Below are 11209 nucleotides of genomic sequence, written 5' to 3'. Positions count from 1 at the left end.
GCGACCTATTTCTAATCGTTGTTCTTTCGTTAATTTCACGTGGCAACCTCCCATCTAACAATTGAGGGCATCGGATACTAATTAGAAAATCTTTTATCCAAGATTACTACATTTAGTATCCAATTTCTACCCCCTCCATGTCCAACTTTAGCATACCACGTGCACCTATAGAAAATTCTTCTACCGGCGGTATTACGGAAGTATACGATCTCATTCATCAGTTTGACTGCCACGTCGTCGGCGAAAAATACGTCAGAGTAGAACATAATCTTCTGGGCTTGCCGGGAGCTGCTCTTGAGGATATACGGGAGGTCTATTCCCATCCTCAGGGCCTCGACCAATGCCGGGGCTATCTGAAACGTCACGGCGACTGGGTACTGCATCCGTACTTCAGTACGTCCCAGAGTGCGGCTAAGGTACAGGAAACGGGAGATCCCCATTTGGCAGCCATTGCCAATAAGACGGCAGCCGGCCTGTACGGCCTGGAGGTCCTCGTACCCCATATTAACGATAATACGACGAATTATACGCGCTTCTTTATCCTGGCAGCCCAGCCGGAAGAACGGGAAACAGCCGATAAGATTACGCTGGTCCTTACGGTGCGGCATGAACCGGGGGCGCTCTATCACGTACTGGGCTATTTCTTCTATAATTCCATGAATATGACGCACTTGGAATCACGGCCCATGAAAGGGCGGCCTTTTGAATATTTCTTTCACATCGATGTCATGGGCAGCCTGAAAGATCCTGTGACCTATCATGTGTTACACAATTTGAAAGACCACTGCAATTATTTTAAAATTTTAGGTAACTATATTGCTGATGCGAGGAGGGAATGCACATGAAATTAGGAGTTATCGGGGCAAAATTGGGCCATACGGCCTCCCCGGCGATACACAACAAACTGTTCCGTATGCTGCAGGTAGAGGGACAGCATGATTATGGCGTTCTCGAAATGGATCGCAACGATATACCCAACGAATTACAGCGCCTGCGTGATGAAGGCTACACCGGTGCCAATGTTACTATTCCGTACAAATTGGACGTCATGCCCTTTTTGACCGACATTTCCCGGGAAGCGCGGACCATTGGCGCCGTCAATACGATTCATTTTACACCGGAAGGTTCCTTTGGGTACAATACGGATTACTGCGGGTTCGGCCGTTCTCTCCAGCATGCAGGCATTGAAGTAGAAAATAAAACCTGCGTTGTCCTCGGCTCCGGCGGGGGTGCCCGGGCGATTATCCAATACTTGTCCGACAGGAATGCAAAACAGATTACGGTTATTTCCCGAAATCCCCATACGAAAACCGATTTCGACCGCTTTACCGGCAATTTGGGCATCGATACGATCAGCTATGAAGCCTTTGCCCGCTCTCACGGCGGCGATGTACTGGTCAATTGTACGCCTGTAGGCATGTTCCCTGATGTCAACGGCTGTCCTGTGGCAGAAGCGAGCATTGCCCAATTCCCGTCGGTTGTCGATATCGTCTACAATCCCAAAGATACGCAGATACTGCAAATCGCCCGGCGCCACGGCGCACGTACGTTAAATGGCATGTACATGCTCGTGGCCCAGGCGATTGGCTCAGAAGAAATATGGATGCACCGTGATATTGCGTCCCAGGTCATTGAAGAGATTGCAAAGGAGATGGAATCGTACTATGAACAATAAACAAAACATCATCATCATCGGCATGCCCGGTAGTGGCAAGACAACCTTTGGCCAGGCCCTGGCCAAACGGCTGGGCCGTGAATTTTTTGACGCCGATGCGGTCATTGTAGAACAGGAAGGCAAGACAATTCCGGAACTCTTTGCCGTCAGTGAAGATTGTTTCCGTGACGCAGAAGTCCGGGCCAGCCAGACCCTGGCTGATAAGGAAGGCATTGTCGTTGCCTGTGGTGGCGGTGTCATCAAGCGGCAGGAAAATATAGATATCTTCAAAAAAACGGGTACGGTCTTCTTCCTGGACCGTTCGCCTGACGACATTGTCAGCGATGTCGATGTATCGACGCGGCCTTTATTAAAGGACGGCAAGCAGAAGGTATATGACCTCTACGACGAACGGATTGCCTTATACCGTAACGCTGCCGATCACCGCGTAGCCAACAACAAACATATCGATGAAGTACTGGCTGATTTTATTGCACTCGTCAATAGCTTGGATTAAGCCCGTGAGCTCCTGGCGCAGGCTGTTACAGCACAGCCTGTTTTGGAAAAGCCGGTTCCCTGACCGTCACAACACACGGGGTGTTGCTGACGGTCATTTTTCTGTCGTCTGCGCCGGCTGTTCGGCCTGTTCCTCAAAGACAGAGCTCTTGTAATGGAAAAGGAGAAAACAAAAGGCCGCCATAATGACGATCAGTGGTGAAAGCACGCCGTATACAAAGGCGTAGCTGGACGCATGGGCGACAAAGCCCAAGGAGGCGGCAGCCAGGCCGATGAAAATATCGAGAAACCAAAAGTACGTCGCCGTAGCGGCACCGGCCCGGGACGGCGGCACACTCTGAATGGCCAAGGTCTGGAAGGCCGGGCTCAAGGCGCCAAACCCTAGTCCCAGGGTGATCCCGGCGGCATAGAGCAAAGTAAGGGATTCAATACGGCTAAAGAGAACCAGGCCGGCGAGGAAGAAAATAAAGCCGGGGATGATGACATAAAAAGAACCGAGCCGGTCAAACATGCGGCCAATGAGGGGACGGCTGGCCACGATGGTCAAGGCAAAGATGGCAAAAAAGACGCCTGTCTGGTCTGCCATGTGCAGACTGCGCATGTACAGGGGAATAAAGGTTAAAATACCGCCGTAGGCGAAATAGACGAGACCGCCTAAGAAAGAAGCTGGCAGGGATTTCTTTTCTAATAATTGCGAAAGGGCCGGCTGCGTGTGCGTTGCCTTGGGCTCTACGACAGACCGGGACAGGCCTGTAAGGGCCGTGCTGACCAGCATCGCCGCGGCAGCTATGGTCAGGACGAGGAAAAGAGCCCGGGAGCTGAGCAGGTTATAGAGGAGCAAGCCTGCCAGGGGCCCGATGACCATGGCCAGATTCGTCGTTACAGAGAAATAGCCGATGCCCTCACCGCGGCGGGACGCCGGGATAACGAGGACGGCAATGGCCGTGGCTGTCGTCGTTGCGAAGGAAAAGATAATACCATGAATAAAGCGTAGGACGAAGATGCCTTCACTGGCAAAAATGAAATTAAACGAAGCCATGATCAGCGTAAAGAGGAGCAGGGCCAGGAGCAAGATACGGCGCTTGTTCTTGCGGTCAATGATGAGGCCTGCCAGGGGCCGGAAGATACTGCTGCCTGCCTGGAAAAAGGTCATGGCCAGGCCGGCCTGTACTTCATTGCCGCCGAGCTGCAGGATAATCAGCAAGGGGAGTGTCGTAACGAGAATATACTGCGTAAGAAATTGAAAGAAGTTAATGCCGCCCATACAGAGAAAGGGCGCTGTCCATAATTTGTCTTTGGTCAAAGTATCAGGTCTCCTTCTTGAATAAAATGTGAGTAACGTCACTATTATACGCCTCATACAGTCCTTATAAAAGTATAAAAAATCCTCCGGTTATTTGCGGAGGATTTTTTCGGGCACGAGGGAGTCTTTTTTAGAAAAGTACGTCTCGGATGTAGTCAATGGGCATATCTTTACCGGTCCAAAGCTTAAAGGCGGCGGCGCCTTGGTAAAGCATCATGGAAAGGCCGTTAAAATTCTTACAGCCTACGGCGTCACACCATTTCATGAGCTTCGTCTGACGCGGCGCATAGACCGTATCCATGACGATTAAATCACGGTGCAGGTACGACGGGTCGGGAATGGCAACGACGTCTTCCAGGGGTTTCATGCCGCACGGTGTGCTGTCAATATAAATATCGGCCCGGTCCAGCTCCCGCTTTAACGCTGCGTGGTCGTCCAAGTCGTACAGGTTAACAATCGCCTGCGTTTGTTCCCGTAATTTGGCGACCGTTTTTTCCGCTTCCGCCCAAAAGCGGTCGCGGCGGTTAAAAATGGTCAATTCTGCCACGCCGTCCAGAGCTGCCTGTACCTGAATGGCCGTAGCAGCACCGCCGGCACCACTGACGACCAGCTTCTTGCCGACGTAGCCGACCCCTTCGGCCTGTAACGCCTGCATGGCACCGACGCCGTCTGTAATCGTGCCGGTAAGGACGCCGTTATCATTGACGACGGTATTGCAGGCACCGACGATTTGCGAGGCCGGTGACAGCTTGTCCAGGTATTTTGTAATGGCCCCTTTATTAGGCATGGAAACGTTCCAGCCGCGGACCTTCATGGCCCGCAGGCCCTGTACCGTATCTGCCAGGGTAGTATTATCGACTTCAAAGCAAACATAGACATAATCGAGGCCCAGCTTTTTGAAGGCTTCGTTATGCATGGTCGGCGACATGCTGTGCCGGATGGGATCGGCAATGAGACCAATCAGTTCTGTATGGCCCGTAACGCGTTCAGTAATAGGAATCTTTCCCATAAGATTATTCCCTCCTGGAATATAACTACTAGATATTGGCTGACGAAGCGGCATTGCCGCTGCAGGTGCAGAAAAAAATCAGGATACCCCTCATTGTACTACCTGCCGTGGTATTGTCAAACAGGCCGTTCCGGCAGAGCCGGGTCAGCCTGGAAAAAAACTAACCCCAGGCGATGGCCTGGGGTTAGAAGAGAACGGGAACTGTATCCCGTCACGTACAGCTTAGTGCAAAGCCCGTAAGATTTGCTGCAGTGTCGTTACTTCCAGCTGTCCCGGAGCAGAGGCTTTCTTGGCCGAACCGAAGGTCAGGGCAGAACCGAAGATTTCCCCGCTGATGCGGCTGATGGCGCCCAATTTGCCCATGGACATGGTAATGATGGGTTCATCAGGGTATTGGGATTTAACGGCTTCTGTAGCAGACAAGAGCGTCAGTACATCTTTAGCGGAATTCGGCATGCAAGCCAGTTTGGCAACGTCAGCACCGAGTTTTTTCATGCCGATAAGGCGTTCCGTAATTTCTTCGAAGGACGGAGTTTTTGCAAAGTCATGGTTGCTCATGACGACCGTGACGCCCTGTTCTTTGGCAACCGCCAGGGTCTGGGCGATGCTGTCGCGGTTACGATAGTATTCTACGTCGACAGCGTCTACTTTGCCGCTCTTGATAGCGTACTGGATCAGCTCGAAATAGTAGCTTTCCGGTACAGCCGTTTCGCCGCCTTCTTCTTTCGTACGGAAGGTGAAGAGGATGGCACCGTTCGGCAGTTCTGTACGAACGGCCGTCAGGGCTTCGCCAATGGCGTCGAGAGAAGTTACGTCTTTCAGAAAATCGATGCGCAGTTCAACGACATCATAAATTTTGTCTTGCAGATAACGGCATTCCTGAACCAGTTCTTCTACAGAACGGCCGACGATGGGAACGCAGATTTTGGGCATACCGTTGTCGAGAACAACATTGCCAATTTTTACCATAGTGGATAGTTCCTCCTTGAGAGTATATTAAGCAGCAGGTCTTTCTTTCATAACGCTATTATAGCGGATGTAAATCAGGACGGCAATGATGAAGCCGGCCAGAGCGATGGCAGCGTCGAGACCCATGATGCTGTTGATGCCGCTGTCAGCCATGTAACCGGTGATAACCGGGATGGTGAAGGAAGCAATGGAGCCGGTCGTGTAGAAGATACCGGTCATCGTGCCTTTGCCCTTCGGGAACATTTCCGTCATCATAACCAGGCCGAGCTGCATAACGCCACCGGCGGCAGAGAAACCAACGACGAAGGAAAGAACCGGAGCCAGGGAAGCCGACGGCATGAAGTACAGAGCGCTAATGGAAAGCGTGGAAATGAGCGTGTAGACGACGAGGAGCGTAATGGGGCGTACGCCTTTCTTCGTAATGAAGGCCGTGAAGAATACGCAAGCCAGGGAACCGACAGAGTAGTAGCTCATGAGGGAGCGGGCAGCCATATCGGGCATCTGGGCAACGGCTACACCGTATTTCGTGAGCCACTGGCTGATCAGATAGAACGTAGCCTGGGAAATGTAACCGTAAATTACGAAGCAAATGCCTTCCAGGTACCATTTGGATTTCGGAATCCACGCAGCGGCAGCTGCATCTTTGCCTTCGTCTTTTGCTTCCTGGGCAGGATTCATGGACGGGAAGGACATTTTCAGCATGACCGGAATGTTGACGGCCAGAATGACGGCAGCTACGATGAAGGACCAGCCGTACCATTCGTTAGAAGCAACGAGGAAGCCAACGAAGAGGGGCAGCAGGAACTGGCCGGCAGAGATGAAGGCTTTCAAGAGGACCGTTGCCGTGCTGGCGCTTTCCGGATACGATTCGATCAGGGCCGGATAGGTGCCGGCATCGAGGAAGGAGTTGGCAATCCCGGCAAGAATACCGAAGATGCAGGCTACCGTCGAAGTCGGACTGAGCAAAATGCCGACGAAGAAAGAAATGTACGTAATCATGCCCAGAACAACGAAGGGTTTACGGCCGTATTTATCAGACAGTTTGCCCGATACGAACAGTACGATCAGGCGGCCGATGCCGAGCATAGAAATAACCCAGGCAACGTCAGCAATGCTGCCCCAACGGGCGGCGAGGGCATCCATGTTCTGCGCGAGAATGATAACACCAATACCATGTACAAAGTAGTTCAGGTAGAGGCTAAGGCACAAGGGGCGGTAGGAATGTGTCTTTTCCATTGGTAATAGTCTCCTTTATATGCGGCTTAAAAAAGCACGTCTTTAATGAAATCTACAGGCATTTCTTTACCTGTCCAGAGTTTGAAGGCAGCGGCGCCCTGGTAAAGCATCATGCCGAGGCCATTGAAGTTTTTGCAGCCTACTTCGTCGCACCATCTCATGAGTTTTGTCTGGCGCGGTGCATAGACCGTATCCATGACGATGAGGTCCGGGCGGAGGTAGGATTTATCAGGAATAGCGACGACGTCTTCGAGCGGTTTCATGCCGCACGATGTGCTGTCGATGTAGATATCAGCGCTATCGAGTTCGGCTTTCAATTTAGCGTGGTCTTCGAGAGGATAAATGTTGACGATGCAGTCTGTGCGTTCACGCAGTTTTTTAACTGTTTCTTCGCCGTGTGCATAGAATTCATCGGCACGGTTGAAGATGGTCAATTCTTTGACGCCGTCGAGGGCAGCCTGTACCTGAATAGCTGTAGCAGCGCCGCCGGCACCGATAACGACCATTTTCTTGCCGACGTATTCAACGCCTTCTTCTTTCAGAGCCTGCATAGCGCCGATGCCGTCTGTAATCGTGCCCGTGAGGACGCCGTTGTCGTTAACGACAGTATTGCAAGCGCCGACGATCTGGGAAGCCGGGGACAGCTTGTCCAGGTACTGCGTGATCGGTCCTTTGTTAGGCATGGATACGTTCCAGCCGCGGACTTTCATAGCGCGCAGGCCTTTTACCGTATCTTCCAGTGTGGAGTTGTCTACTTCGAAGCAAACGTATACATAATCGAGGCCTAATTTTTTGAAGGCTTCGTTGTGCATGGTCGGCGACATGCTGTGACGGATCGGATACGCAATGAGACCGATTAATTCCGTATGACCTGTAACGCGTTCAGTAATAGCAATTTTACCCATAATGGTGTTCCTCCTAAAAGTTATAATAGTAGAAATGTAGTATTGCGTCATGTGTTAAATTTCACATGAGAAAGCCTGATATACCGTTGCCTGGCAACGGGTAGAAAATAAGTACTGACTGCCCGGGGCCATCCCGGAGGATGACCCGGCAGTTAGCAGGTATATGCTTAATCGTCAAAGCCGCCAATCATATCGATGGTATTGACGATGTTGCGGCCGATTTCTGTACCGTGGATAATCTGGCCTGTCTTCAGGCTGTTGCCGTAGTTGCAGAAGGGAATATCGTGTTCTGCAGCATAGGCTCTGAAGGGATCGTCAGCCGGGATATCCGGAACGAGGCCCATACAGATGAAGCCATAGTCAAAGGGATATTCAGCCGTTTCGCCGTTGTGGGAAGCCACGAATTTATCGGGGCAAACCTTCTGCAGGCTCGTACCGAGGTGCATATCGACGGGGTGTGTGGCCAAGAGTTCCTTGAAGGTCGATTTGGAAACGATGTCGGCATCTTTACCGAAGGACGGCATCATTTCGATCATAGCTACGTCTGCTTTGCGGAGCGTGAAGAATTCCATTACGTCCAGGCCTACGGCGCCACAGCCGATGATGACCACTTTTTTGCCTTCCGCATTGGCTGCGTAGTACGGAATATTATCCATGAAACCGTAGATCGATTTGATGTGGGAGCCTTCGACGTCGGTCAGCTCGCGCAGGCCTTCGATAGGCGGCAGCATAGGCTTCGAACCCGTAGCTGCGTAGAGGATATCCGGCTTCAGCTCGTTGAGCAGTTCCTTCGTAGCCGTCGTATTCAGGCGGATCGTCAGGTTCGGCAGGGCTGCTGCACGTTTTTCCAGATAGGCCGGGAGATCTTCGATACGGCTCTTTTCGGGGAAACGGGCAATCTTGCGGGCCAGGCCGCCAACTTCGCCTTCCCGTTCGATCAGGGTTACACGGCAGCCTACTTCAGCGGCTGTACAAGCTGCTTTCAGGCCGGATGTGCCACCGCCGATAACGACGACGTGCAGATCCCGTGTGACTTTACGCTTTTTATAAGCCGTACCGCCGATGATGTCGGGGTTGACTGTGCAGCGGATCGGCTGGGATTTAGCAATACGGTGATCGGCGCAGCCGATGTTACAGGAGATGCATTTATTGATGCAGTCGACTTTGCCGGCCTTGGTTTTACGAACCCAGTCGGGATCGGCAATGAGGCCACGGCCGATAGCCAGGAAGTCTGTTTTGCCTTCGGCAATGATCTGATCGGCAATTTTCGGGTCGCGGATGTTGCCGGAAATGATGACCGGTTTGCCGAATTTCTTTTTGACTGCTTCCGAGAGGTACGCACGCCAGCCGTCGGGCATATCGCATTTATCGATCTGGTACTGAATGGAATCATTGACGGCAGCGGAGACGTTGATAATGTCTACTTCCGGTTCAATGTATTCCAGGAGCTTCAGTGTATCTTCCAGGGTGTTGCCGCCTTCGATGAATTCGTCAGCAGAAATACGGAAGGAAATGGGAACCCATTTGCCGACGGTCTTACGGACGGCTTCAACGACGAGACGGGCGAAGCGGGCACGGTTTTCATAGGAACCACCGAATTCATCTGTCCGCTTGTTGTAAAGAGGCGATAAGAACTGGTCCAGGAGGTACGAATGACCACCGTGGATTTCGACCATATCGAAGCCGGCCTGAATGGCACGCTGGGCAGCTTCGGCATATTTGTCGACAATGGCCAGAATTTCGCTCTTAGTCAGCGGGCGCGGTGCCGGGTTGCCTTCTTTGGAAGGAACCGACGAGGACGATACGGACTGGAGACCGTGCAGGCGTTCCGGATAGGCCGAAGCACCGGCGTGGTTCAACTGGATCGAAGCCAGGGCGCCATACATGTGAATCCGTTCGGCCAATTCGTAGAGGCCGGGAATAAACTGTTTATTATCAATGCGGAGCTGCTTTGTACCGTTCGTTGCCAAGGGATAGTCAATGCAGGCGTTTTCTACGGTAATCAGAGCTGTACCGCCACGGGCACGCAGACCATAGTAGTCTTTCATTTCTTCCGTTACTTCTCCCGTAAAAGAAGCAAGGTTCGAACCCATTGGCGGCATGATGACACGATTGCGGAAGGTCGTGCGTTTTACCGTCAGAGGTTCAAAAATGTGCGGGTAATTCTGACTCATGAATGAGATCCTCCTTAACGAAGTACTATCTATAGTATCCATAGGTTACTATTACAGAAAGTATTGTGAAAAACAGAACTAGATATCTTTGACATCTCACATTATACAGGAAACAAGTAATAGGACAATTTCATAAAAAATGATAAAATTGATACAAGTAAACTATTAATAGGGCAGAGGATACTCTGGCTAAAGGATAAGCCAGACTGGCTCGTTTCGTGAATAAACGGGCAGACAGCCTTTTTAGGCGGGAGAATAAGCCGATTATTTTGTCATAAAAAAATAGGTTTTTCTCTATCAATTAATAGTAAATTACGATATAATCATTAGTAAATGACTATTGATAAAAGAACTTTTATCACATAACATGCACAACATATATAACTAGGAGCCTATTATGAATTTAAAGCAATTACAGTATTTTCAGACCCTGTCTGAGACCGAGCATTACCGTAAAGCCGCTGAGCGCCTGTATATTACAGAACCCAGCCTGAACCGCGCTGTGCGGGATTTGGAGAAAGAACTGGGCATCCAGCTCTTTGAAAAGCGGGGCCGTAATATTTATCTCAACAAATATGGCCGCCTCTTCTTGCCCTATGTGACGCGCTCCCTGCAGGAACTCGACCGGGGTATATCATTACTAAAAGCCTATACCAGACCGGATCAGGGTACGATTACCCTGGGCTTTATTTATACCATGGGCTATACGATGGTGCCGGAAATGATTACCCAGTTCCGGGGAATCCCGGAAAATGAAAAGATTTCCTTTGACTTCCGGCAAGGCACGACGGCTTCCTTGATTAAGGAGCTGAAAGAAGAAAAAATAGATGTCGTTCTTTGCTCAGCTATTGAAAATGAACCGGATATCCTCTTTTATCCCGTAGCGGAGGAAGACCTGGTCGTAGCCGTACCCAAAGGGCACGCCTTGAGTAATCGCGGCTCTGTATCGTTAAAAGAACTGGAGCCGTACCCGTTCATTTCCTTCAGCAAAAACAGCGGCCTCTACAAGATGACGCATAAATTGCTGGAACAGGCCGATTCCCATCCGAAGACCATTTGTCACGTTGAAGAAGATAATGCCATGGCCGGCTTTGTGGCCGCCGGGTACGGGGTGGCTATTATGCCTGATTTTTACACCTTAAAGCATTATGAGCTTGAGCGTATTCCCATTGCCGATCCCTTTGAACGGCGCTATCTCTATTTGGCCGTTTATAAGCATGCCCATGTACTGCCGGTAGTCGATCGGTTTCGTAATTTTCTTCTTTCCCGCTGGGCCCGTAACGGCAGCCTGTAAGCACACAAAAAGCCCCGCTTTTCCTTTGTGTGATATGCTCCCTTCTAGGTAGACATGAGAAATAATAAAATCTCACTCTACTTGGAAGGGAGCATTTAATATGCATAGAACTAAGGTTTGTGCAGAAGAAAAACTACATACGGTGCTAG

General features: G+C 50.8%; 10 protein-coding genes. 4 read left to right on the top strand and 6 right to left on the bottom strand.

Going from position 1 to position 11209, the window contains the following annotated elements; all coding sequences use genetic code 11:
• Positions 1-137 precede the first annotated feature (137 nt).
• Genes H8J70_RS11900 through H8J70_RS11890 form a run of 3 tightly spaced genes read left to right on the top strand, consistent with a single transcriptional unit; the run spans position 138 to position 2171 of the window.
• Entirely contained in the window at positions 138-845 is a 708-nt protein-coding gene (locus H8J70_RS11900) for a prephenate dehydratase (protein WP_246415366.1), read from the top strand.
• Positions 842-1675: a shikimate dehydrogenase family protein gene (locus tag H8J70_RS11895; RefSeq protein ID WP_186504508.1), complete on the top strand. Its 834-nt coding sequence runs from the start codon at positions 842-844 to the stop codon at positions 1673-1675. Before H8J70_RS11900 ends, H8J70_RS11895 begins: the two co-directional genes overlap by 4 nt.
• A complete protein-coding gene (locus H8J70_RS11890; protein WP_186504507.1) occupies positions 1665-2171 on the top strand; it encodes a shikimate kinase in 507 nt (168 codons plus the stop codon). The genes H8J70_RS11895 and H8J70_RS11890 overlap by 11 nt, the downstream gene beginning before the upstream one ends.
• A 93-nt stretch (positions 2172-2264) precedes the next feature.
• On the opposite strand, the gene H8J70_RS11885 is transcribed toward H8J70_RS11890, so the two are convergent.
• From H8J70_RS11885 to H8J70_RS11860, 6 genes are all read right to left on the bottom strand, one after another.
• Entirely contained in the window at positions 2265-3473 is a 1209-nt protein-coding gene (locus H8J70_RS11885; protein ID WP_246415365.1) for an MFS transporter, read from the bottom strand.
• Positions 3474-3603: 130 nt separating this feature from the next.
• Complete coding sequence (locus tag H8J70_RS11880) at positions 3604-4482, bottom strand: shikimate dehydrogenase (RefSeq protein WP_186504506.1); 879 nt, start codon at positions 4480-4482, stop codon at positions 3604-3606.
• Positions 4483-4704: 222 nt separating this feature from the next.
• The gene (gene aroD / locus H8J70_RS11875; protein ID WP_186504505.1) at positions 4705-5451 is read right to left on the bottom strand and encodes a type I 3-dehydroquinate dehydratase; all 747 of its coding nucleotides are present in this window, start codon (positions 5449-5451) and stop codon (positions 4705-4707) included.
• Between the two features lie 27 nt (positions 5452-5478).
• Complete coding sequence (locus tag H8J70_RS11870) at positions 5479-6687, bottom strand: MFS transporter (RefSeq protein ID WP_186504504.1); 1209 nt, start codon at positions 6685-6687, stop codon at positions 5479-5481.
• A gap of 26 nt (positions 6688-6713) precedes the next feature.
• Positions 6714-7592 (bottom strand): shikimate dehydrogenase, encoded by an 879-nt coding sequence (locus tag H8J70_RS11865; RefSeq protein WP_222433707.1) that lies wholly within the window; start codon positions 7590-7592, stop codon positions 6714-6716.
• A gap of 167 nt (positions 7593-7759) precedes the next feature.
• A complete protein-coding gene (locus tag H8J70_RS11860; protein WP_186504503.1) occupies positions 7760-9766 on the bottom strand; it encodes an oxidoreductase in 2007 nt (668 codons plus the stop codon).
• A gap of 397 nt (positions 9767-10163) precedes the next feature.
• Here H8J70_RS11860 and H8J70_RS11855 point away from each other — a divergent pair, with 397 nt between their 5' ends.
• The gene (locus tag H8J70_RS11855; RefSeq protein ID WP_186504502.1) at positions 10164-11060 is read left to right on the top strand and encodes a LysR family transcriptional regulator; all 897 of its coding nucleotides are present in this window, start codon (positions 10164-10166) and stop codon (positions 11058-11060) included.
• The last annotated feature ends 149 nt before the right edge of the window (positions 11061-11209 follow it).

The organism is Megasphaera hominis, assembly GCF_014269395.1.
Taxonomy (GTDB): domain Bacteria; phylum Bacillota; class Negativicutes; order Veillonellales; family Megasphaeraceae; genus Megasphaera; species Megasphaera hominis.
This window is presented reverse-complemented; position numbering and strand designations above follow the sequence as displayed.

Bases quoted from the DNA above. Each gene is read 5' to 3' on its own strand.
- H8J70_RS11855 (WP_186504502.1), top strand. From the start codon at position 10,164: ATGAATTTAAAGCAATTACAGTATTTTCAGACCCTGTCTGAGACCGAG.
- H8J70_RS11900 (WP_246415366.1), top strand. From the start codon at position 138: ATGTCCAACTTTAGCATACCACGTGCACCTATAGAAAATTCTTCTACC.
- H8J70_RS11895 (WP_186504508.1), top strand. From the start codon at position 842: ATGAAATTAGGAGTTATCGGGGCAAAATTGGGCCATACGGCCTCCCCG.
- H8J70_RS11880 (WP_186504506.1), bottom strand. From the start codon at position 4,482: ATGGGAAAGATTCCTATTACTGAACGCGTTACGGGCCATACAGAACTG.
- aroD (WP_186504505.1), bottom strand. From the start codon at position 5,451: ATGGTAAAAATTGGCAATGTTGTTCTCGACAACGGTATGCCCAAAATC.
- H8J70_RS11890 (WP_186504507.1), top strand. From the start codon at position 1,665: ATGAACAATAAACAAAACATCATCATCATCGGCATGCCCGGTAGTGGC.
- H8J70_RS11860 (WP_186504503.1), bottom strand. From the start codon at position 9,766: ATGAGTCAGAATTACCCGCACATTTTTGAACCTCTGACGGTAAAACGC.
- H8J70_RS11870 (WP_186504504.1), bottom strand. From the start codon at position 6,687: ATGGAAAAGACACATTCCTACCGCCCCTTGTGCCTTAGCCTCTACCTG.
- H8J70_RS11865 (WP_222433707.1), bottom strand. From the start codon at position 7,592: ATGGGTAAAATTGCTATTACTGAACGCGTTACAGGTCATACGGAATTA.